The organism is Mesomycoplasma bovoculi M165/69 (assembly GCF_000524555.1).
GTDB classification, from domain to species: Bacteria; Bacillota_I; Bacilli_A; order Mycoplasmatales; family Metamycoplasmataceae; genus Mesomycoplasma; species Mesomycoplasma bovoculi.
On sequence record NZ_CP007154.1, the window covers coordinates 43,712 to 67,408 of the forward strand.

At 26.2% G+C, this 23,697-nt stretch carries 20 protein-coding genes; 9 read left to right on the forward strand and 11 right to left on the reverse strand.

Features of this window, described 5'->3' with window-relative positions; genetic code table 4:
- Positions 1 to 112: 112 nt before the first annotated feature.
- The 3 genes from MYB_RS00195 to MYB_RS00205 form a co-directional block, all read right to left on the reverse strand.
- Positions 113 to 559 carry a hypothetical protein gene (locus MYB_RS00195; RefSeq protein ID WP_144084172.1) on the reverse strand — a complete coding sequence of 149 codons (447 nt, stop codon included), beginning with the start codon at positions 557 to 559 and terminating at the stop codon, positions 113 to 115.
- A gap of 221 nt (positions 560 to 780) precedes the next feature.
- Complete coding sequence (gene rsmG / locus MYB_RS00200) at positions 781 to 1,371, reverse strand: 16S rRNA (guanine(527)-N(7))-methyltransferase RsmG (RefSeq protein ID WP_022934852.1); 591 nt, start codon at positions 1,369 to 1,371, stop codon at positions 781 to 783.
- The gene (locus MYB_RS00205) at positions 1,352 to 2,353 is read right to left on the reverse strand and encodes a ribose-phosphate pyrophosphokinase (protein ID WP_022934853.1); all 1,002 of its coding nucleotides are present in this window, start codon (positions 2,351 to 2,353) and stop codon (positions 1,352 to 1,354) included. Before MYB_RS00205 ends, rsmG begins: the two co-directional genes overlap by 20 nt.
- Positions 2,354 to 2,416: 63 nt before the next feature.
- Here MYB_RS00205 and MYB_RS00210 point away from each other — a divergent pair, with 63 nt between their 5' ends.
- From MYB_RS00210 to MYB_RS00220, 3 genes are all read left to right on the forward strand, one after another.
- Positions 2,417 to 3,646, forward strand: a complete 1,230-nt coding sequence (locus MYB_RS00210) for a TatD family hydrolase (protein ID WP_022934854.1) — start codon at positions 2,417 to 2,419, stop codon at positions 3,644 to 3,646.
- Between the two features lie 115 nt (positions 3,647 to 3,761).
- Positions 3,762 to 4,361 carry a hypothetical protein gene (locus tag MYB_RS00215; RefSeq protein WP_022934855.1) on the forward strand — a complete coding sequence of 200 codons (600 nt, stop codon included), beginning with the start codon at positions 3,762 to 3,764 and terminating at the stop codon, positions 4,359 to 4,361.
- Positions 4,362 to 4,803: 442 nt separating this feature from the next.
- Positions 4,804 to 7,164, forward strand: a complete 2,361-nt coding sequence (locus MYB_RS00220; protein ID WP_022934856.1) for a PTS sugar transporter subunit IIABC — start codon at positions 4,804 to 4,806, stop codon at positions 7,162 to 7,164.
- Between the two features lie 72 nt (positions 7,165 to 7,236).
- Here MYB_RS00220 and lepB read toward each other — a convergent pair whose 3' ends face one another.
- Positions 7,237 to 7,719, reverse strand: a complete 483-nt coding sequence (gene lepB, locus MYB_RS00225; protein WP_022934857.1) for a signal peptidase I — start codon at positions 7,717 to 7,719, stop codon at positions 7,237 to 7,239.
- 4 nt (positions 7,720 to 7,723) lie between these two features.
- Positions 7,724 to 9,499, reverse strand: a complete 1,776-nt coding sequence (locus MYB_RS00230; protein ID WP_022934858.1) for a hypothetical protein — start codon at positions 9,497 to 9,499, stop codon at positions 7,724 to 7,726.
- A 162-nt stretch (positions 9,500 to 9,661) separates the two neighbouring features.
- Here MYB_RS00230 and MYB_RS00235 point away from each other — a divergent pair, with 162 nt between their 5' ends.
- Complete coding sequence (locus tag MYB_RS00235; protein ID WP_022934859.1) at positions 9,662 to 10,627, forward strand: hypothetical protein; 966 nt, start codon at positions 9,662 to 9,664, stop codon at positions 10,625 to 10,627.
- Between the two features lie 67 nt (positions 10,628 to 10,694).
- Here the strand turns inward: MYB_RS00235 and MYB_RS00240 are convergent, their stop codons facing one another.
- From MYB_RS00240 to MYB_RS00265, 6 genes are all read right to left on the reverse strand, one after another.
- A complete protein-coding gene (locus MYB_RS00240; protein WP_022934860.1) occupies positions 10,695 to 11,741 on the reverse strand; it encodes a hypothetical protein in 1,047 nt (348 codons plus the stop codon).
- A gap of 86 nt (positions 11,742 to 11,827) precedes the next feature.
- A complete protein-coding gene (locus MYB_RS00245; RefSeq protein ID WP_022934861.1) occupies positions 11,828 to 13,633 on the reverse strand; it encodes a hypothetical protein in 1,806 nt (601 codons plus the stop codon).
- 17 nt (positions 13,634 to 13,650) lie between these two features.
- Positions 13,651 to 14,547 (reverse strand): aromatic motif membrane protein, encoded by an 897-nt coding sequence (locus tag MYB_RS00250; RefSeq protein ID WP_022934862.1) that lies wholly within the window; start codon positions 14,545 to 14,547, stop codon positions 13,651 to 13,653.
- Positions 14,531 to 16,819: an aromatic motif membrane protein gene (locus MYB_RS00255; protein ID WP_022934863.1), complete on the reverse strand. Its 2,289-nt coding sequence runs from the start codon at positions 16,817 to 16,819 to the stop codon at positions 14,531 to 14,533. The genes MYB_RS00250 and MYB_RS00255 overlap by 17 nt, the downstream gene beginning before the upstream one ends.
- Positions 16,809 to 17,537 (reverse strand): ABC transporter ATP-binding protein, encoded by a 729-nt coding sequence (locus MYB_RS00260; RefSeq protein ID WP_022934864.1) that lies wholly within the window; start codon positions 17,535 to 17,537, stop codon positions 16,809 to 16,811. The genes MYB_RS00255 and MYB_RS00260 overlap by 11 nt, the downstream gene beginning before the upstream one ends.
- Positions 17,537 to 19,219 carry an ABC transporter permease gene (locus tag MYB_RS00265; RefSeq protein WP_236612627.1) on the reverse strand — a complete coding sequence of 561 codons (1,683 nt, stop codon included), beginning with the start codon at positions 19,217 to 19,219 and terminating at the stop codon, positions 17,537 to 17,539. The genes MYB_RS00260 and MYB_RS00265 overlap by 1 nt, the downstream gene beginning before the upstream one ends.
- Before the next feature lie 228 nt (positions 19,220 to 19,447).
- Here MYB_RS00265 and MYB_RS00270 point away from each other — a divergent pair, with 228 nt between their 5' ends.
- The 5 genes from MYB_RS00270 to MYB_RS00290 all read left to right on the forward strand — a co-directional run bounded on the left by MYB_RS00270 (position 19,448) and on the right by MYB_RS00290 (position 23,512).
- Entirely contained in the window at positions 19,448 to 20,374 is a 927-nt protein-coding gene (locus MYB_RS00270; protein ID WP_022934866.1) for a lactate/malate family dehydrogenase, read from the forward strand.
- Positions 20,375 to 20,504: 130 nt separating this feature from the next.
- On the forward strand, positions 20,505 to 21,881 hold the full coding sequence (locus MYB_RS00275; RefSeq protein ID WP_022934867.1) for a dihydrolipoyl dehydrogenase: 1,377 nt from the start codon (positions 20,505 to 20,507) through the stop codon (positions 21,879 to 21,881).
- Between the two features lie 20 nt (positions 21,882 to 21,901).
- Complete coding sequence (locus MYB_RS00280; RefSeq protein WP_022934868.1) at positions 21,902 to 22,336, forward strand: RpiB/LacA/LacB family sugar-phosphate isomerase; 435 nt, start codon at positions 21,902 to 21,904, stop codon at positions 22,334 to 22,336.
- The gene (gene mutM / locus MYB_RS00285) at positions 22,336 to 23,157 is read left to right on the forward strand and encodes a DNA-formamidopyrimidine glycosylase (protein WP_022934869.1); all 822 of its coding nucleotides are present in this window, start codon (positions 22,336 to 22,338) and stop codon (positions 23,155 to 23,157) included. The genes MYB_RS00280 and mutM overlap by 1 nt, the downstream gene beginning before the upstream one ends.
- Positions 23,147 to 23,512 (forward strand): hypothetical protein, encoded by a 366-nt coding sequence (locus MYB_RS00290; protein WP_022934870.1) that lies wholly within the window; start codon positions 23,147 to 23,149, stop codon positions 23,510 to 23,512. The genes mutM and MYB_RS00290 overlap by 11 nt, the downstream gene beginning before the upstream one ends.
- Positions 23,513 to 23,697: the final 185 nt, after the last annotated feature.

Below are 23,697 nucleotides of genomic sequence, written 5' to 3' on the forward strand. Positions count from 1 at the left end.
CTCTCAAAAAAGACCAATTGAATTAAGTTAAATGTAAAAATAAAATTATTTCTTTTAAAAAATATAAAAAAAGCACTTAATAAAGTGCTTTTAAATTAGAAACTTTAGGAAACTAATTGTTCATCATATAATAAGCAGATGATTCAAAAGCTATTAATCTAGAAATTTTAGAAATAGCAATCATACTAAAAATAAATCAATAAATTATACCTATTAAAGGAAGAAAAATTCAAAGCAATGTTGCTGTAAGACTATTAGAATGCAATGAACTTATTTGTGTATAAATATACATAGATTTGCCATCAGATATACCCATAACTAAACTTTTGGCAGCACTAGCTTTTGTTGTAAAAACAATAGCTAATATAAATAAACAAATGTGTAAACCTATAGCTAAGAAAATAATTTTTATTCCTATAGTATTTAATTCTACATTAAATCCTTCACTAACTAAATATCATACACTCAAGCCTATCAAAACTAAATTAATTATTATTATAGACAAAATACTTGCTGCAATTTTTTTTAGAGACATCAACTTAATTAAGTAAAAATTCAAAATAAATTCCTATTTATTATTATAATTTATTTAAATTATATTATAAATTTTCTTTTTTCTCAAAAAGATATATAAATGACTTATTATTAAAATTTTATTTATTAATAATTACTCTTCGTGAGAGATATCAACTCCATAAATTAGAACTAAATTAATAATTTTTAGTAGAAATAAAATTCTAAAAATATTAAAATAATTACTTTAGCACAGAAGTTTTTAAATTATATTTTTTTAAAACTTATATAAATATTTTTGTTTTCAAATTCTTTAATTTTTTTTATTTCAAAAATATGATTTACTTCTTTATTTTCATCAAAAACTTTTGGCCCTTTTATAAAGGCTAAATGACTATTTTTAAAATTAGTTGTAATATCTAAAAGCATTGCTAGTGAACCCACAGCTCGAGCTGTAATTATGTCAAAACTACCTTTATTTTGTTGCACTTTTGAACAAAAAACTTCAAAATTTAGATTTAAATTTTGTGCAACTTCATTTAAAAATTCACATCTTTTTTTGCGAGGTTCTGCGATTGTTAATTGAGTTCCAGGTTTTCAAATTAAGTAAGGAATTGAAGGAAATCCTGCTCCAGCTCCAATATCTAATAATTTAAAATTATTTTGTTTTAAATTATTTGTTATAAAATCTAAACAAACCAAAGATTCATAAATACCTTCTTCTCAAAGTTTGTCTCCTGAAAAACCAGTTAAGTTGTATTCTTTATTGTGATGTTCAATTAAATTAACATATTTTTGTAATTTTTCAAAGGTTTCTTGACCAACAAGTTTCAAAGTTTTATTTTGATAATTCATCATTAACTAATTTATACTCATGTGTCATTTCTTCATAAATTGAACTGATAGAAGTTGAATGAATGCAAGCTAAAATCACTTTTGATAAGAAAGTATCTAGTGAAGTAATGAAGATTTTTTTGAATTTTTGAAGCAAAAATTCATTGTCAATTGAATCAGTAACAATAACTTTGTCAATGCTAGTGTTTTCTTCAAATTTTTCAAAACCTCTAGAAAACACACCATGTGTTGCAGCAACAACAACAGATTTTGCACCTTTAGATTTAACAACATCTGCTGCTTTTAAAATAGTTCCTCCTGTATCAATGATATCATCAAGGAGAATACAATCTTTACCATCAACTTCACCAATTAAACCAAAAACATCAATTTGGTTAACACCAGTTCTTCGTTTATCTATTACAGCAACTGGAGTATTTTTGCCAAGTATTTCAGCCAAAATTCTAGCTCTAACAGTTCCTCCATGATCTGGAGAAACTACTACATAGTTTTTAGATTTTCCAACTAATTCTTGGGCTAAAATAAATTGACCAAGAAGTTCGTCAACTGAAACATTGAAAAAACCTTGAATACTTGGGTTATGAATATCAACAAGAACAACTTTTGTTACACCACTGGTTTCTAACAAGTTAGCAATTAATCTAGCAGTTATTGGTTGTCGACCAGAAGATTTTCGATCCTGGCGCGCATAACCATAGTAAGAAAGTATAACTATAATGTCTTTGGCATATCCGCGTTTTAAGGAATCTATAAAAATTAATAATTCCATAATATTATCATTAACAGGTTTTGCTGTGCTTGCAACAACAAAAACTGTTGAATTGCGAATAGTTTCACGTGATTTTAACATCACTTCACCATCAGCAAAAACTGTTCTTTCAATTTCAGAAAGAGGTATTTGTATTTTTTCTGAAATTTTTTGAGCTAATTTTTTGGAATTTTCCATTCCAAAAAGAACGAATTTATTTTTTGTTTCTAATATCATATCACCTTGCAAATTTTAAACAAAAACATTTTAAAACTATAATTTTATACTAAAATAAAACATATGAATTGAGAATTTAGTACTTTAAAGCCCCGACACCTTAAATCTTTACAGGCAGTTTCTTCTAAATTTACTAAAAAAGTTGATTTTGTTAGTTCGAGAAATATGCCTTTAACAACTAATTTAAACATAAATAAAAATAATAATTTTTTCGAACTTATTATTAGCGAACAAGAAAGCACAAACAAAACTATTGCTGCTTTTTTTACTATTGAAAAATTAGATGAAATATTTTTGTTAGATCTTATTTTTTTAAATAAAAATTTAGAATCAACCTGGCAAGAAATAATTATTGAAAAAACCTATGATTTTATAGTGGAAAAATTTAAATTAAATGAATTCACACTTGAAATTAATGGATTTACAAGTTTGACAAACTTGCCTTTTGAAAATTGATGAAAAATTGATGAAAATACTTATAAAATTATCGTAAAATCCTATAAATTCATAGACATCCATAGCCATCCTTTTGCAGAATATTATGATAATTCTGAAAAAGAAGTGGAAAATTGCTTTGCAAATTCCATAGATAAAATGGTAATTGTTGGAACATCTTGAGAAGATATCCAAGAAGTTACAGAATTATCAAAAAAATGAAAAAATACCTATAACATAATAGGTATTCATCCAAGTAATATTCAAGAAAATGAAGATTATTCAAAATTAGAAAAATTTATTAATGAAAAAACAATTGGTATAGGTGAAATTGGTCTTGATACTTATCACAAAACAAACTTAGAACTAGCCCTCCAAATTAGTGCTATGGATAAACAAATTGAAATTGCTAAAAAACATAATTTAGTTGTTATGTTTCACATTAGAGACCAAAATATAAATGAGACAACAAATTTAGAATTAACTCAAGACAAAATTAAAAAAAATCCCAATATTAATTTTGTTTTTCATAATTATTCAGCACCTATTGGTTTGCTTGAAAAATTTAAAGATTTACCTAATATTTATTTTTCATTTTCAGGTGTTGCAACCTTCAAAAACAGCTATGATATTAGACAAGCAATTGAACAACTCCCTTTAAATAAAATCCTGATTGAAACCGATGCTCCTTATTTGTCACCCGAACCTAATAGAGGTCTTTGACCCAATTCATCTATAGAAATAAAGCAAGTTTATCAAAAAATTGCCTTTATAAAAGGTATTAGCAAAAAAGATTTAAGTGAAATTATTCAAAATAATTTTGAATTTGTGTTTGGAAGAAAATTAATTAAAAATTAAATGCATTTATTTTTATTAATTTAAACAAATTTTTAGGCAAATACATTTTTGACCAACTATCTAGATTAAGAAAACAATAATTTTGATTATAATATAATAAAACAAGAGTTTACAAATGAAAAGAATTAAGAAAATAATTTTAACAGTTATACCAATTTTTAGTACATCAATCGCAATAGTGGCTTGTGGCCAAATTAGTAAACCAATAGATGATAAACAACCCAGCAATAAATCAACAGATCAACTATTAGAACCATCAACCCAAAAAACAATTGATAATACAAAAAATGAAAATACTAAAAAATCAGGTAATAATGAAAATAACAAACTAACAGATAAATCAATCGATTTATCAAACGATAAAATTACAATTGAATTTCAAAACTATTTAAATCAAGCAAAACAGTTGGCAGAAGAAGTATCCCAAAAATATTCATTGAGTAAAATCAATAACTCTACAAATGTTGAAGAGTTAAACAAATGAAGAAATGAACTTGGAGATATTTATCATGAAATAGGATCTTCCAACAGTAAAAGAGTAGAAATATTAAAACAACTAGCAATTAAATTAGGAAGTATTCAAAATAAAAATGAAAAAGAAAAAATCAAGTTTTATAAAGAGATAAACGACCAAATTTTAAAATATTGAAGTCAGGTTGCTCAATTTTGAGACAAAACATGAAAAAGATTGAACCAACTTAAAAAACCAAATTAAAAAAAGAAAACAAGACTACAATGAGTCTTGTTTTTTAATACAGTTTTTTGCTTAAACTTCAACTGAAAAGTCTTGTGAGTTCTTTTGAGCAGCCAGAACAGAGGCTAAAGCAATATATGTTTTTCAACAACTCGAGACCTATTGTAGCACATTTTTTTGTAAAGTTATAAATATTTTTAAACTGGGGAAAATATTAAGAAAAATAGGTCAATTTTATTGTTTGAATTCATTTTTTCTTAATATACATTGTCATCAAAAGGCATTGAGGTTGTGTTGGAATTCCATAAAAATTAATTTGTATTTCATATGATTTTTGTTTTTTAAAAAAGTAAAAGTTATTCAAAATTTAAAAAAATTTATAACAAAAATCATATTAAAATATATTATAATTAAAGTGCTGTGGTAAACATAGTTTAATTATATTATTATAGAAAGGAGTGACATGAGTTTTTCTCTAACTCAATTTAAATCGCTTAAAAGTTTGTTTGAGCAGAAAAAAAGAAAATTAAATAACTCTGGTTCAGGAAAATGGCGTCAAATATTTTCCAAATTATCCGGAGCTTTTATGCTTCCTATTTCTGTTATGTCCATTGCCGGTTTATTGCTTGGAGTTGGTGCTGCTATAGCAAGCAACTCACATTCAGAAGGTGGTAAAATATTTGGACAATTAATTCAAAATTTAGGTGATCCTGTTTTTGCAGCACTTCCTGTTTTATTTGCTATGGCATTTGTTATAGCCTTTACAGATGAAGCGGGTGTTGCTGTTTTTGCAACATTAATTGGTTACCTAGTTTTTGTTTCTACACAATCTGCGCTTATTACATCTGAAAATGGTGGATATAAAATTTTATTCACTGAAGGTGGTAGAGATCCATTAAAACTTTCTAGATTAGTTGGTTCTACATTAGGGTTTACTTCTCTTCAAACCTCGGTGTTTGGAGGTATTGCTGTTGGATTAACAATTCAATGACTATATCGTAAATTCCACACAATTCAGTTGCCACAAGTTATTTCATTCTTTGGTGGTAAACGTTTTGTGTCTATCATAACTATTCCAGTAATGTTTGTTTTAGCATTACTATTTTTACTTTTTTGACCATGAATTGGTATTGCTCTTAATGCAATAGGAACCGGAATTGGTTCAGTTCCTTATGGTTTTGAATCTCTTATTTTTGGATACATTGAAAGATCTCTAATTCCTTTTGGTCTTCACCATGTATTTTATGCTCCACTTTGATATTCATCAGTTGGTGGTGATGCTGGTGAGTCTATTCAAAATGGAATTAACGCTCTAAAGGAAACCAACCCAGATCTTGTTGCAGGTGCTAATACATCACAAATTCTTATAGACTATACAAACAATAAAAATAGTTTTCAAGGTGATTCAACTGCTTCATTAAAATTATTGCAATATGGTAATTACATTGATTACACAATTAAAGGTAAAAATTATGAAGTTCCTTTATTTACATTTTTACAAGAAAATGGATTTAAAGTAGGTCGTTTTGCTGATGGTAAATTCTCAGGAATGATGTTTGGTTTACCAGCTGCAGCAGCTGCTATGGTAATGGCAGCACCAAAAGAAAATAGAAAAGTGGCTCTTGGAACTGTTGTACCTGCAGCTGTTACTTCATTTGTAACTGGGGTTACAGAACCAATTGAATTTACTTTCTTATTCTTATCACCAGCTCTTTTCTGAGGTTTCCATGCAAGTATGATGGCTTTATCATTCTTCTTTGCAAACCTTGCAGGAGTCCACATCCCTATGGCATTTAGTGGTGGTGTTCTTGACTTGCTACTTTATGGAATTATTCCTGTTCAAAAAGGAACTAACTTCTGATGAGTATTAGTGGTTGGACTTGGTTATGCTCCAATTTACTACTTATTCTTCTATTGATTCATCAAATATAAAGACTTAGCAACTCCAGGTCGTGGACAAAACACCCGTCTATTCACTAAAGCTGACTACTTAAATAAAAAAGATGCAGCTAAATTGGGTGACATTGACCCACAAGTTTTAGCAATTGTTGAAGGTTATGGTGGGATTCACAATATTACTAACTTTAACAATTGTGCATCACGTTTACGTTATGATGTTAAAGATGCATCTAAAGTTTCTGAAGATAAATTGAAAGCTGCTGGAGCAATTGCTATCAAGGTTGAAGGAAACAACCACGTACAAGCAATTTTAGGACCAGTAGCTGAGCAATTAAATGCTAAAATTAAGTCACAGAGAAATGCTATTATTGAACTTGAACATAGTGGAGCAAAAATAGAAGCTCAATCTGTTATAGAAAAAGTGGAAACAGAATTAAAAGATAAATCTGAAACACCTAAAATAGAAGTTTTTGCACCTGCAAAAGGTCAAATTATTCAATTAAGTGAATTGAATGATGATGTATTTTCTAAAAAATTAATGGGTGATGGTTTTGCAATTCAAGTTGGTAAAACAGGAATTGCTAATGTTTTTGCACCAATTAGTGGTATTGTTGAAGTTGTTTTTGAAAGCAAGCATGCAATCGGAATCACTAGTGAAGATGGTTCATTAAAAACTCTTATTCATATAGGAATTGATACTGTAAACTTACAAGGTAAAGGTTTTGAAAATTTTGTTCAAGTTGGACAAAAAATTCAAAAAGGTGAAAAAATTGCAAGTGTTAATTTAGATACATTAGTTGAAAATAATGTTTCAACTACAGATGTTATTTTCCTTGTATTACCAGAAAGTAAACAAACTAAATTCATATTTAGCTCAACTAATTCAGAAAAAGAACTAGGTGAGTTAGTAGGTTTTGTAGAATAAAATAAACTTATAATATCCTTTTAATTTTAAAAAACACCTTGAAAAAGGTGTTTTTTATTATAAAAATAAAAATTAAGGCTTGACACCAATAATATCATGGACTGAAAAAATTCCAAATTGTCTACTATCAAAACTTTCAGGCAAATTATCACCTAAAGCATAAAATTGATCTTTTTTGATAATAACATCTAAATTTTTAGTAGGAGAATTTTTATCAAGAGTTTCAACTTTTTTTCCATTAACAAAAAGTGTATTGTCATTAATTACCAGGTGATCTCCTTCAACAGCAATAACTCTTTTTACTAAAATAGTATTTTGGTGTTTAAAAAAAACAATATCATTTTTTTTGATATTTTTTGTAATTTTTACCAAGGTTACTTGACCCGGGGTTAAGGTTGGGAGCATCGATTTTCCACTAATAGTTGTTATTTTAAATAAACTAAAAAAAATAGAGAAAAATACAACAACAATTCCAACTCCAATTGCTCCAGAAGTGATTGTAAGAGTATTATTTTTTCAAATATTTTTGAATTTGGAAATAATTAATTTTGTCATAATATTATTTAAATTCTTGAACTAAAATTTTAATATAATAAATATTTTTTAAATCAACTGATTGTTTATTAGAAATAATTTTATACAATTCATTGTTTAATTTCAATATAAATGATGATAGATTTGGGAAATCCTCCTTAATTTTTAATATAGAATCTTGATTTAGTCTATCATTTAAATAAAAAAATATAGTTTCTAATCAATTATCTTTTAAATTTGTTAAATTAATTTCAGAATTCATAATTTTTGATATTTTTGATTTTAATAAGTTTGAATTCACTGGCAAACTCAAACTTTGTCTAAAAAATATATAAATGTATTGCAGCCAGATATCAGAATTGTTATTATTAGGATTTCCTTGACTAAATTTATTTACTACATCATCGGCAATAGATCTAGGTTTGTGACTGTTTTTAGAAAAAAAAGATAATAACTTTAAAGAAAAAAATAAATCTTGAACATTTTTTATATCCGCTAATTTAGTTAATAAATAATTTTCTAATTGAGTGCCCATTTCTGTTAAATTGTTATGAGTAATTAAAGCATTTTTGTTTGTGTTTATTAAAAAATTAACATAAAAATATAGATCTTCCACAGTTAGTTTAAAATTTTTAAATGCCTGTTTAAACTCAAAGTCAATAGATTTTACTAGTTCTTGTTTATATTTTAAATTACTTTCATCAAGTAAAAAATAAGCTAAACTAGAATTTTTTATACTAATTGGTGAAATTATTAAAGAATTAGTATCAAAAATTATTTTTAATTGGGTTAAAATTATTTCAGCAATCAAATCCTGGCTATTACTATTTATTGAATTTCTTAAAATATTTGTTAAACTAGCTAATTCGTCCAAATTTAAACTACTATCACTTATTTGTTCTTCAAATTTTTCTAAAAATTCAGATTTCTTATTTGTTGAAATATCATTAATCAAACTAGTTCAATATTTAAATTGCAATTCATCCAAGCTATATTTATTGGTTTGTTTGTAAAAATTTTGTCAACTTTGATACCAATTTTGTAATTGTTCATTTTTTTGTTTTAAAATTTTTTTAACTTCATTTTGATTTATATATTTTGCAATTTCTAGCAAAAAAGCACCATTTGATCAACTAGAATTATCTATGTTTTTAAAAACAAAAGAAAATTTTTGAATTTCTTTTAAAATTTGGTCAGAAATGTTAAAGAAAATTTTTTCAAAATTTTTATTATGTTTTTTTGCAAAATATAATAATTGCCACAAAAAAGTAATGTTTTGCTGACTATCTTGACTTATTTTGAATTCCTGATTTTCACTATTATAGTTGGATAAAAGTATTTGCTTAACTTTTGATTCATCAAAATGAATATTTAAGGTTCAAGCAATGTTTAAAAAATAAGGGATATCAAAAAAAGATATGCTTGTAACATCTGGTAATTCTTTAATTTGTTCTTTAAATTTATTTATAACTTCTAGGGAAGCACTGTTATTTAGTGTGTAAAGAATATCTAAAACCTTGCTAAGTTCAGATCAATTAATTTTTTGTCCTTTATCAGGGCCAACAAAAGAAAAAAGTTGTTTGTTTATTTCAAATTTTACAATTTTTGAATCAATAATATATTGATTAATTGTTGAATCTGTTTGAAGGTTAGGTTTGTAAACAAATAAATTTCCACTAGGTTTAATTGAGTGTAATTTGCTATTATTTGATTTTAATATTAAAGGAACTGAAATAACTATTGTTGGCAGAGACAAACCTAAAACTAATCAAAATGCTATATTTTTTTTGCTAATTTTCATTTTCTTCCAATTAAAATTTAGGGCAATATTAATTATATTCTAATTAATTATATCAATGCATTTCTAAAAAAAATTTACTTTAAAAATTAAAAAATAAAATTTTTTTATTTTTTTGCAAGACTCAAAAATATAGTTGTAAAATTTACAAAAGAAGGAGTACATATGAAAATAAAAATTAAAAAAATTTCTAAGTCCTTATTGATTGGGACAAGTATTGCAGCAGCTATTGTTGCACCTACTGTAATTTCACAGTCTAAAATTACATCTTTTGCAGGAAATAAAGAAGTTATACCTTTATTTTATGATGATACAATTGTAACCACTGGGCAACATCAAAGTGCCACTAGATATTTTGAAGGTGGAAAATTTACAGTTACATTAGATGGTGATGAACGTACATACAAAAACTCTATATTTGATGATGATAGAGTTACTTGAAAAGGAGTTGCTAAAGCAAAATTTGAAGGTTTAAGTGATGTGACTCCCGAAACCATTACAAGCCAAGTTGTTGGTTATGTTTATGGAAGTGGCCGTCCAACTTTTACCGCTGGTGCTTTAGCAGCTCCTACAGCTGTAACTGGAACTGCTAATGTAACTTTTAATGTTACAAATAATGAAAAAACTAGCAATGCAACATTTAAAAACACTTCAGATATTTCACATTATTATGACGGTGCTGCTACAATTTGAAAACTTTGAAGTCACGGACAAAGACATGTTGCTACTGTGCAAGCTAAAAACTGATTTGTAACTTTAGAATCTGATTCTGATTTTTACTCAGACTCTAAACATAGAGACTTAACACAACAAGAAAAAGAATGGAAACAAAAAGTAGAAGATTTCCAACAAAAATATAAAACTATAAAAGAGCAAAAAGAAAAAGAAGCTAAAGAGAAAGAAATTAAAGATAAGCGCAAGCAAGAAATAAAAGATACTATTGAAAATGAAAGAGATGAAATAGCACTTTTAAAAAACAAATTAGAAAAGCTAAAATTAGAACTAGAATTGAAAAAGATTAAAGATCAAGTAAATAGTCATGGTTCTAGAAGAATGAGACGTTCAGTTCCATCGAATCACAATAAACCAAAAGGAAATAAAAAAGTAAGAGCTAGCAGAGTGCGTAGATAGTTAGAAATTAAATTTTGAAAATATAAAAAACACGAATATATTCGTGTTTTTTATTTATTTTTACTTTTTAATTTTTCTCTTTGTTTATTTGGTTTTTTATTACTTTGTTTCTTTTTTTATGATTTTTAGTTAATTTTCTCTTTTTTTGCTCACTTTTATTTTGTTTTTTATGTTTATTTTTAGGTTTGGATAATTGTTCTTCTAATTTTTTAATTTCTTTTTCTAATTCTAATTTTTTACGCTCACCTTCTTTTTTGATTAATTCTATTTGTTCTTGGTGTTCTCGTTCTTCTTTTTCTTTTTGTTCTTTTTCTTTGCGTTGTTGCTCTTCTTTTGCTTTTTGAGCAGCCATTAATTTTTCATCATCTTCTTTCGCTTGTTGTTGCTCTTTTTTATTTTGTTCTATTTGTTCTTGTAACAACCCTGCTTGCCTTTTCGCATCAGCGCCCTCTTTAACATATTTTTCAAATTGAGTTAAGGGTCTAGAATCTGAATAAACTTTTGAATCAGAATCTAAGATTATAAATCATTGTTTAGATTGTAAAGTTGCTCTATGTCTTTGCCCATAATCGTGAATTTTGTACATTGTACTTTTTCCACCATACTTTTGTTCAGTGTCAAAAACATTATTAAAAAACACAGTGCTAATTAATTCATTACCATTTTGTTGAATTGATGATCCATTATAACCTGGCTCCTTTGAGTTATCAATATCTTTGTCAGTACTAAATTGAGGATAACCTCACCCATAAGTTCAAGCAATAACTTGACTATTTATTCTATTTCCTGAATTTTGGTCATCATTTAAAGGGTCAAATTGAGATGTTGCATAACCTTTTCAATACATATAATCTCATCTAAAAATAGATTCATAATGAATGTCTTGCACACCTTCTAATTTCACATTAAATTTACCCATTCCTGTGTAAATTGTTGCACTTTGTTGAATTTGTTTTTTGGGGTTGCTTCAATCATAATAAAGTGGAATGGTTTCTTGATTCACTGCGTTTGCAGTAATTTTATTTTGTGATAAAGATACAGGAATAGCTATCGCAGATGCACTAGCCACACCAGCCATTAAAGAAAGAGAAGTTAATATTTTTTTTCTAGCCATTGTCCAATATTTCTCCTAAAAGTTCATTTAACTAAATATTAATTTTACTATTTTTGAAAAAAAATAAATAGAGATATTAAGAAAAATTATTTTAGTAAATTTATCAACTGATCACTATAGTAAATATCTTTAATTTGTACTGATTTGTTGTTTTGAATTCTTGATTTTATTATACTCTGTAAGTTTAAAACAACTTTTCTAACTTCAGGTATTAATGGTTTCAAATTAGAAAAATCATTTAGATTTTTCAGTTCATTAATTGAAAAAAATAAAGATTCTAAAGTTTCATTTTGTTCTAAATAATTTCATAATAAGTCTTTTTTATCATTATTGTTTTCAAAATACAACAATGCGTTTTGTATTCTTAGAATAAGAATTGAATTTGAGATTTCAACATTGAACATTTTTTTAAAAAAATAAAACACAAAAGTAACTCAAATTGGGTTGTTTAATGCAATAGATTGATTATTAAATAAATTAAAAAGTTTGTCATCTATAGTTCTATTAATTTTTGTTATGCTAGAAAAGTATGAACTAATTTTAATTGCAAAAAATAAATCACGCACATTCTCTATATAGTTAAAACTAATTGTTGATAAAGTTTCTAATTTTTTACCCTCACTTGTTAATTGTTGATTTTTCACAATTGCAAATTTATTTTCACTAAGCACAAAAGCAATATAAAAATATAACTCTTCTAAGTTAAATTTATTTATAAAATCGCCCTTGTTATTTTTTTGAATCATCAATTGAAATTGATTGTGAATTGAATTTTTTAGCTTGGATATTATTAAAAAGTTGTTTTTTTGATTTTTTAGCATTTGATATGCAAAAAAAGTATTTTTAATGCTAATGGGCGAAAAAACCAGATCATTATTTACAAAAGTTTTTGTTTTATTTTGAATAATTTGAATATATTTTGTTTTAATTTGATTTTGAAAATCTTGCAATATTTGAGTAATAGAATTTAAATCCTGTAATGAAATGTTTGCTTGATTTTGAATCATGTTTTCAAGCAAGTCAGTAATTTCTAATTTTTGATTTTCTTTTATTGGGTTAAATTTTTCACTTCAATAGTAAAATTCAGCTTTATCAATTGATGTGCTATTTGTCTTTTTTTCATAAAAATCTGATCATTGACTTATTCATTTTTGAATTTCAGTTTTTTTATTTTGACTAATTTTTATGTTGTTGAAAAATTTTAAAATAGCCAATAAATTATTGCCATTATTTCAACTAGATAAACCTTGATCAATACTAAAATTAAATTTAAAATTTGTAACTTCCTGTTGTATTTGACTTTTAATTGAGAAAAAAATAGAATTAAAATCCATATTATGTTTACTTAAAACATAAAGAAGATTTCAGATAAAAGTTAAATTAATGCTGGAATTTGGACTTACAATTAAGTATAAATTATTGTTTATTTTTTTAGTATATTGCAATAAATATTGCTTGATTTGGTTCATGTTAATTTTCAAATCAAGACTTAAAGCAATGTTTAAATAGTATGGCAACTCTAAAATTGGTATTAATTTTAAATCTGGTAAATTACTAATTTTAGATTTTAAAAATTCAATAAAGTCATTATTTTTGATGTTGCTTGCAATATTTAAAATTTGATTTATTTCAAAATATCTTAAATCTTGACCTTTGTCAGATAAAACAAATATTTGATTATCGTTATAATTTAGAAAGTTTTTCTTAATGATTTGAGAAAAATCTTCATTATATTTTGTATTTGGTGTGTATTGATAAAATAAATTTGAGTTTGGAACAATAGTGTGTAAATTTTTGTTACTTTTTAAAACTAAAGGAATAGAAATAGAAAGTGATAAAACAGATGCACCAATTATTAAAGCTAATGTTAAATATTTGTATTTAGTTTTCATACAAAATTAATAAATTTTTAATTTTTAAAATTAATTAATGTGTAAAAAAATGGATCCCCGCCCAAATTTTCTTCAAAAACTGATTTTTCCACTTGAGAAACATTGTTAGCTTTAGTGTTACCAATATTAAAGTTTGTTTCCATTCTAACAAATTCTGCAAAAGGAAACTTCAGACTTTTAATATCTAAAATTTTAGGATAAATTTTAATTCAAGGACTTAGTGCAACAATAGTGTTTACAACTTTATCATTTTGTATTGTTTTTGTCACATCGAGTTCAAAAACAAAATTGTCTTGATTAAGTAAAAATACTTTATATTTTTGATTATTGTCTTCTTTTTCACCTTTTACGATAATGATGTTTTTAAAAACACTATTTGTAGGTTGGTAAAAAGCATTTGCTAAAGCATTATTTTTAAGCCTTAAATTAGAGTCTTCTTCTAATCTTCTAAATTGATCATTAACTCCCAAAGCACGAATAAAGGTTGCTTGATTTAAATGGGCTAAAAACCATAATCAATTAAAATTAAAAAGTTGACTATAGTTATCTTTTGCTTCTTGATACAAAAGAGGTTGGTTATTTTGAGTGCTAAATAAACCTTCAACAGGTGCGTCACTTCTATTATTAATAGTGTTGTAATAAATTAAATTAAAATTTAACTCCTTTTTATAAACTTCACTTTTAATGTTTTTTGTTCTGTTAATAAATTGTTCTTTACTATCCTTATTTTCAAAAACAAAATCCAAAAGTTCTTGAATAGGTTGGTTATCTAAAAAGTTTTGAAAGCTGTTAGGTTTTTGAATAAAACTTTGATAGTAAGAGAAATTTTTAATTGTGTTAGATTGGCCACAACTTACAAGCGTTAATCCCGCTAGTACACTTAAAGCAGAAAATCCTTTAACTATTTTTTTCATTTTGCTCCTTTAAAACCATTTGAGCTGGCAATCCATAACGAAACTTGTCAACAAAATCATTTTCAAAACTATTATAAGCTTCTTGTGAATAGTGGTATAAAGCTTGATGGAAAATTTCAGTTAAAACTTTTACAGAAATTTTATTTCTTGGTTTTTGGAAGTATAAAATTAAAGGATTTAAAGTAACTTTAGGTTTATCATCATATGTATCAATACGAATATTAATTAAAGAATTTTGTTTTAAAATGTATAAATCCTTAAATTTATCTGACAATCTAGATGTGTCACCTTCAGAAATACTTTCCAAATATGGATTTGCATAAATTATTACATCAGAAATAGGAGATTCATCAGCAACTTTTTCTTTAAATGCTTCAGAATGAGCAATTTTTTGGCCATTGTATTCTTGATCTGGAAAACTATATCAATTTTTAAAAATAAGTTCCAATTTTCCAATTCTTTTCAAAATAAAGTATCAATTTTCTTTAACAAAATTTTTGTACAACTCAAAAGCTTGTTCATTTATGTTGTTAGGAGTACCTAAATTGTCGCTAATTTTTTTTCACTCTTGTTCGAGATTTTTAACATATTCTGGATTATTTTGTTGATTTAAAAATTCAACTTTACCAGCTTCATTATGTCCTCAAGCTAAATTTAAAATATCTTTAAAAATGCTTTTTGTAGCTCTCTCATCAGGTGTTTCTTTATCTGTTGTGACATTTAAATTAGGATCAATATATTTTTTGTAAAATTGATAATAGTAATCTTTTTTACTTGAGTTAGAATTTGTATTGCCTTTGTTTTTATTGCTATTTTGCAGATTTTGAATTGGAACATCAAGATCAATTGAAGCTAAACTATATTTTGCAAATTTAAAATTAGTGTTTAGCTCGGCAATATTACTTGTAATGTCGGTGAAAAAATTAGATTGATTAATTTGTTTTTTTTCAGCTGCAAAATCTTGAGCTGCAAGTTTATCGACATTTTCTAAATCTTTTTCATGTTGAGCTTTTTTTTGTTGGAGTTGGGTCTCAAGTGATTTGATTTGAGACTCATAGAATTCTTTTTTTTGTTCAGTTGTTGCATTAGGATCTAATTTTGGCTCTAAAGATTGAGTTTTATCACTGCTTTTTGATGAAAGGCCCCCCAAACCAAAAGATGGTTTTCTTGTGAGTTTTGCGAGTCATTCTTTTTGTTTTGCTTCAGAATTTTCTTGTCCATCGCCATCACTATCTTCATCTACATCATCAGAATCGTTAGAATTTACAGAACCTGAATTATCATTAGATTCATCATCACTACTTTTTATTTGTTTTTGAGAAGAACCACTATCATCAGAATTGCCATTAGAATCTGTATCATCTAAATTATCACTAGAATCCAAATCATCTAAATCGCTTTTAAATTTAGATATTTTTGACTCTAAATTCTCTTTAACATCGTTAAAACTATCTTCTAAATTTTCTTTTTTATCATTTATTTTGCTTTTTAAATAATTTTGTTCTTTTTGATTAATTCAAGATTCAATTTCATTAGCAAATAAAAAAGGATCAGGGTTTTGATTTGAGTCTTTTAATAAAAATAGGTTGTAATCAAGTCTGACTTGTGGTTGGCCAGAATCATCTATAAAGGTGGTCATTCTAATGAACTTATTACCTTCAAAAACAAGGTAATAAGTAGTGTTGCCTGGTAGTAAACTTTGGTCTTTGTCAATTTTTATAAATTGAAATTTTTTATTTTTAATTTTAATAACACTTTGTGCTGATTCAGATTCTTTTTCTAATTCACCACCATTTATAAGAGCATTTTTTAAATATTGTGGAGAACCATCACTTGCTTTATACTTATCCAATCTTGTGCTATATGGATTATAAATAAAGTTAATTTTGTCAATATTATTTAATAAAAAAAATCAATTTTTTGTTAAATAATTATTGATAGTATAGTTAGAATCTTTCGCAAGTATGGAGTAACCATTGGCTTCATGAAGTGGAAAAAAAGGTCTAGAAATTGCTAAAGAATATTTAAGTTCAACTTCAGCTTTAACAGGGTCGATGTTTAGTTGTTGAATAAGTTTGTTTTGTCTAATAGAATTGTTGTTAAAATAAACAGAGTTAAATAGATTTTCATAGTCCTTGTTTGCAAAAAACTTAGGAGATTCATTGATTGGTTTATCTAGTTTGTAAAAACTATAAACTTGTGTACAAGATATGAGTGCAACACCACTAAAAGTTAGTGGTAAAAAAGCTAAAAACTTTTTATTAACTTTCATGTATAAACTCTTCTTTATTTTTTAAAACATATTTTTCATAAATCTCATTTAAATCTTGTTTTTTAATTCCATTATAATAAATATGACCTTTGTTAATTAAAGTCAAACTATCACAAACTTTATTAACTTCTTCTAAATTATGGGTTGATAGGAAAATAGTTTTACCTTCTAATTTTAAAATGTTAATGATTGATAAAAATTCATTACGAGCTGAAGGATCTAGGTTTGAAAAAGGCTCGTCTAAAATAATTAATTCAGGATTATGAATTAATGATTGAACAAGCATAATTTTGCGTTTTTGACCAGAGGAAAAACTATATGGTTTTAAATTTTCTAGGTCTTGAATTTTTAAAAGTTTGATGTATGAATCAATTCTTTCTTTAGCTAATTCAGGAGAAACTCCTGAAAGCAAAGCAAATTCATATAAGAATTCATAGCTAGTGATCTCTTTTGGAAAGATGCTATTTTCAGGAACATAGCCGATAAATTTTTTGGCTTCAGGAGTTTTATTTGAGTGCCCATTAATTAAAATTGAACCATCAAAATTTTGATAAGCATCCACAATACACTTAATAATTGTGGTTTTACCAGCACCGTTTTCACCAATAAAGGCATGAATTTCACCTTTATTGACTTCGAAAGAAACATCTTTGACTCCACGCTCACTTTTTGGATAAATTTTGGTTAGATTTTCAATTTTTAAAATAACATTTGACATTATCTATAATCCTTTTTTGAATAAAGTCTAAAAATAAAATATAACAAAATTGAACTAGCCAATAATCAAAGAATAGGGTAGGCACCTTTTACTACAACTTTTTGTCCCACTTTAACTTCGATAATTTGGCTAACAGGTTGAAAGGCGAAGTTTTTACTATTAGTTAAGTTAAATCTAGTGATTACTCGTCCTGTTTTTTCACTAACTCTTTGTTGAGCTGCATAACTTGAATATCCACCAATTTTGAAAGTTGAATTATCAATTTCTAGGTCAATTTGTTGTGGATCAAATGTCCCTGTGTCACTATCTTTTAGAATAGTTTGTAAGATTGGTGAGTAAGGGTTTTTAAAATATAATCAATAAATTAATCCAAGTCCTAGGTAAATTTTTCTTTGTGTTTCACTCTGAATTTTTTCAGTATTTACAATAGGATTTAAAATTGCAGAAGTTGGATCTGTAAGATTTAAAAGTTTGGAGTCTTCTGAAATTGCTGTTGAAATTGTTTTTAGAATATCTTCGCGAGTTGCTTGTTTGTCAATTTTGCTAAAAAATTCTTGAGCATAGTTGCCAAAAACCTTTGATTCTAAAAGGTTTTTGAATAAACTTCATTTAAGTTTACCAACCAAAAGTGAAGAAGCTCCAATAGTTTGAGCATCTTCTGGCAAGTCAATATTAAAGTCAGATGCATGTTCATTTGCATAGATAATTTGCCGATTTGCCAAATTATCATCTACAAAATCATTGCCATCATCTTTTACAAAATGACTTTCATTTTTTAAAGCACCAGGTACTAAATAAATAGGTTGATTGTTACTATCTTTATAAAGTGGTAAATTAGGTGTTGTATCAATAAAATATGCATTTTCTTTACTATCTAAATTATTATAGTAAAGGAAATTATCAAGATTATCTTTAGGTTGTGCAATTGCATTAACTAAAGCATCATTGTCTTTTTTGTCAAAAACATTAATAAATTGATAAGGTAACAAAAGATATGAAGCAGTTTGTCACAATTGTGGAGCTGGTGTGCTATCGTTTCAAGCTTGACCAATATATCTAGTTTGTCTTTCTGAAAACTTGTAATTATCTACATGTTTTGGGATGATAAAAAAGTGATCTTTTTTATCATTTAAATAAAATTTTTCAACATCAACAATGGTATTTGAGTCATAAGGGGCATTTTCTAAGTTTAAAATTCTAGCAAAACGATCAGTAGTTGAAGTGGAACTAAAGGCACTTGCAGAACCTAATAAAACAAAAGGACTAAAACTAATTAGAGTGCTTGCTAAAGCAATTTTTCCACTAAATTTAATACTAATTAAAGCTGTAATTGATCCAAAAATTAAGAAAGCAAATAAAGGACTAAAGAAACCTCAAATATAAAAGTAAGGAGTTTGATTAGATAAATTAAAATTAATTAAATAAAAAATTAGTGAATTTATATAGAAAAATATAGCTCAAACAAATGCTACAAAAATTAAAAAAAGAATTTTTGTGGCAATAAAATATTGTCGATTATAAGGTTTTGTAAAAGCAATTATATCAATACTTTGGCTTGATAAATCTTTAAAAATTACAAGAAATAAATAAGAAGCCAAAATAATTGTGAGTGATAAGCTAACAAAAAGATTGACAAATGAAAATAAACTAAAATTACTTTCACTTGCATAAACTTTTGACATTATTGCTAAGAAAATAGTTAATAGTAATAAAACAATACCAATTACATAAATGGCTTTTTTCTTAAGAGTTAGTTTTAATAATAATTTGAAATAATAATTTTTTTGAAAAATAAAGGTATTACTTTGCTGTTGCAAAATTGCCTCTTCTACTTTGCTCTAAATCAATGAGCAAATAAAATAAATTTGCTAAAATTTTAGCACAAACTAAAAATAAATCAAGGAAAAATTATGAAAATAAAAATAGGCATAATAGGTGCTTCGCTTCGTGCAATGACTATTGTTAATAATTTAGTTGCTACTAACTCAAATGTTGAATTTATTATCATTGATAATGCGCATGAAATTGCAGAAGCACATATAAGTGATTTTGAAGACATTTTAGGTCTAAAATCTAATATTTTGTCTATAAAACATAGTGATTATCGTGAATTAAAAGATACAAATATTTTAATTATTGATGCTAAAACCCGTTTTTTTCCAGGTATGTCATTTAAAGATATTGCAATTGAAAATTCAGAAATTATATATCAAATAGCATATCAAGTTCGAAAAAATGATTTTAATGGTTTAGCTTTTATTTTAACAGAGCCAAATTCATTAATGTGCCAAGTTTTTGAGCAAGTTAGCGGTCTTATTTCTCATAAAATTATAGGTATTGGAACATTGATGGAAACTATGAGATTTAACAATTTGCTAGCTAAAAAAATTGAAAATTTTAACTATGATGCATATGCTGTTGGTGATACAAATCAAAGTTTTTTGGCTTTACAAGACTTACTCTTAAAATACACAAACTTTTCAAGTTCATTAATTGAAATTGAAAAAGTTACATATGATATTAATACTAAATCAGAAGATATTAAAATGTTAAAAAAACATTACAATTGGGCTTCTGCCTTTGTAATAAGTAAAATTATAAAAAACATAATAGAAGAAAAAAATACAAGTTTTGTCTTAAATGTTAAAAATAAAGAAGTTGATTATTTGAAAAATTCTTATTTTTCTTTACCAACTAAATTAACATTAGATGGTGTTAAAGAAATTAATATGCTTAATTTTTCAAATAAAGAAATACAACAAATTAATAGTTTAAATAAGCATAACGAAGACCTAATGTCTATGATTTTAAAGCATTTTGGAAATAAAGGGATTTAATTTATTTATTTTTTAATTAAATCTCACATACATTATTTAAGTTTTATTATTTTGAATTTAAAGTACATGAAAATAGAAAAAATGATAAAATTAATATTAAATTTATAATAAAAAAATATAAGGAGAAAAAATGAATAAATTTGATATTGCAATTATAGGGGCTGGTCCAGGGGGTTATTCTTTAGCTGCAATTTTGGCAAAAAGTGGTAAAAAAGTTGCGCTTTTTGAAGAAAAAAACTTTGGTGGAACTTGTGTAAATTGAGGTTGCATACCAACAAAAACACTTTTAAAATCAGCCAAAGTTCAAAATTTAATACACGAAAGTAAAAAATATGGAATCAGTTCATCATCCATATTTCATTTTGATGTTATTTTTAACAACGTTAAATCAAATAGTATGAAATTACAAAATGCTATTAAAGGAACACTTACTGCTTCTGGGGTAACTATTTTTGAAGAAAGAGCTACAGTTGTGGATGATTTTCATATCAGCACTGCAAGTGGCAAAACTATTGAATTTGAAAAATTAGTTTTAGCAACAGGTTCAAGTTCAAGAAATATTCAAATTAAAGGGGCAGAACAAGCAAATATTTTCACTTCTGATGCTTTGATTTTAGGAAAAACCGATTTTGATGAATTAACAATTATTGGTGGTGGACCTATTTCACTAGAATTTGCTAATTTTTTTAGTGCATTTAATAAAACCGTAACAATTATTGAGGGTGCACCTAAAATTTTTGGAAGATTCGATGCTGCAGTGAATGAGGCAGCTACTACATTTTTGAAAGAAAAACAAGTAAAATTGTTTGAAAACACTAAGGTTTTAGAGTACAAAAATGGTTCTTTGATTTTAGACAAAAATGGTGAAATTTTTGAACACAAAACTAAAAATATTTTAGTTGCTGTTGGAAGAACTCCTAATAATCAAAGTTTTGAAAAACTTGGATTAAAATTTAGTCCAAATGGATTTGTTGAAGTTAATGAATTCTTTCAAACTTCAAAACCACATATTTATGCTTTAGGTGATGTAACAGGAAAATTAATGCTTTCAACTGTTGCTTATAAACATGGTGATATTATTGCAAAACACATTTTAACAGGAACATCTAATGAAGTGTTTAATGCTTCACAAATTCCTTGAACCATTTATGCATCAACTGAAATTGCTGGTTTAGGTCAAAGTGAAGAGCAATTGAAAAAAGATAATGTAGCATATCAAGCTGTTACAATTCCTGCTGCAGCTCTTCCAAGAGCTCATGCTGAAAATAATTTCCAAACAGGATTTATTAAGGTTTTATTTTCAACAACTAATTTCAAACTTTTAGGGGCTTACATTTTCTTAGATAATGCTTCACTTTTAATCAATCAACTTGCATTGGCGATGAGTGCTGGATTAACTATTTTTGATTTACAGAAAAGTGCATATACTCACCCAACCTTATCAGAATCAATTTACTATATTTCAAGACAAGTAAGTTTTTCAAATTTAGATAAATCTACTAAATAATTTATTAAAATAAATACAATATGAAAACAAAAATTGCATTAGCATCAGACCATGCTGGTTTTCAAAGAAAACAGGAAATTATAGACTTTTTGAAAAATAAAGGTTATGAAATAGAAGATTTAGGTCCATTTGATGAATCAAGATCTTCATATGCAGTTTATGGGAAAAAATTAGCACATCATTTACTTGAACATCCAGATAAAATCGGTATTGCGATTTGTGGCACCGGTCTTGGAATGTCGTATGCCTTGAATCGTTTCAAACATATTCGAGCAGCTCGTGTAACTAGTGTAAATGATGCATATTTGGCTAAAGCTCACAATAATGCAAATGCTCTTGCATTATCAGCGCGTTTTTCCACTGATGTAGATAATTTTGCTTTCATTGAAGAATTTTTAAAAAGCGAATATGAAGGCGGAAGGCATCAAGAACGTATTGATGAATTAGATAAATAATGCCTGAATTACCAGAAGTTGTGACTGTTGCAAATGAATTGCATAAACAAATTTGCAACAAAAAAATTAATAAATTTTGAGTTAAAAATTCAAAATTTATTAAAGAAATCACACCAAATGATTTTGCTAAAGAAATTGAAAATTCTATTGTTACAAAAGTTACCAACAAAGCTAAACATATTTTAATATTTTTAGATAATAACAAAGTTATTATTTCTCATCTTAGAATGAGTGGCAAATATTTTAGCAACCAAAACCATATTGGTAGACAACATGATTATGTTTTTTTTGAATTTTCAGACAAGAGCGTGCTAATTTACAATGATGCACGACAATTTGGAACTTTTCATTTAAGAAACATTGAAAACCTGTTTACAACAAAACCACTCATCAATGTAGCTAATGAACCTTTTGATATTAATTTTGATGATTTTTATTTAAAATTATCTAAGATAAAAAGAGTTATAAAAACAGCTTTGCTAGACCAAAGTTTGATTAGTGGGCTTGGTAATATTTATGTGGATGAAGTCTTATTTGCATCTAAAGTAGCACCATGGGAAGTCTCTAGTTCAATTAGCAAAAACAAAGCGCTTGAAATTTTAAAAAATAGTCAAAGAATTTTAAAAGAGTCTATAAAATTGGGTGGGTCTAGTATAAATTCTTATACATCCTTAGATGCAAAAGAGGGATCTTTTCAAAACTTTTTACAAGTTCACACAAAAAAAGATAAACCTTGCCCAAATTGTCAAAAATTAATTGAGAAAATAACAATAAATGGAAGAGGAACCTATTTTTGTAGGAAATGTCAAAATGAAAAATAAGAAAACAAAATTTATAAGTACAACATTAAGTAAAAGTTTTGAACAATGGGAAAAGGATTTTGCTAATAAATCAGCAACCAATAATGTGCCTGATATAAATTATAATTTAAATTCAAGTAATTCACGTTATGATTTGCATGGTATAGATACTCAAGAATTAAATAGAATTATGCCAAATATTATTAGGGATTTTTTAAACAATATAAATCAAAATGAAATTGAAATTGTTACAGGTGAAGGTACTGGTGCTTTAGCAACTGAGTTAGAAGATTTGATTTGAAAAAATTATAGGGACCAAATTCAATGTGAAAAATCACCTATCAGCGCTTCATTTATTTTAAGAAAAATTAAATAAATCTTATTTGACAAGCAAACACATTTAAACACAATAATGTTTAGATGTGTTTTTATTTTTTTAAAAATTACGTTTATTTTATTGCTTCTTTTTATTTTTGAAGCAATAAAAACATAGGTATTTAAATTAAGGTTATTACTAAGATTGAGTATACTAAAATATTGTGATTTCTAAAAATGAATAAA